This window comes from Burkholderia sp. LK4, from assembly GCF_001043615.1.
Classification (GTDB): Bacteria; Pseudomonadota; Gammaproteobacteria; order Burkholderiales; family Burkholderiaceae; genus Burkholderia; species Burkholderia cepacia.
Genome location: NZ_LDUL01000156.1, coordinates 1 through 239, shown reverse-complemented (window position 1 = coordinate 239; position 239 = coordinate 1). Strand labels below are relative to the sequence as shown.

Annotated in this window: 1 protein-coding gene; it reads right to left on the bottom strand. The window is 54.8% G+C overall.

Annotated features, from left to right (window positions below; genetic code table 11):
• Window positions 1-150 (bottom strand): transposase domain-containing protein (locus VK92_RS41330; RefSeq protein WP_197092562.1); only part of this gene is annotated, 150 nt, incomplete at its 3' end.
• Window positions 151-239 lie beyond the last annotated feature (89 nt).

Below are 239 nucleotides of genomic sequence, written 5' to 3'. Positions count from 1 at the left end.
CTGCTCGGCTGGTAAGCGCCGCCGACGAATGCTGGCCGTGCCCGTCGCTTCGATGGCCTGTTCGATCCAGTTATGTGGCAGATGCTCGCAGAGCCGACTCAGGTCGGCAGGTGCTGCATCCAGAAGAAAGGTCAGGTGGTCGTTCAGCATCGCTGACCAAGTTAACAGCTTGCCGCTCTGTTTACAACTCCAACCCTAAAAACAAAAATGCCGTTCAGTTGCTTAACTGAACGGCATTA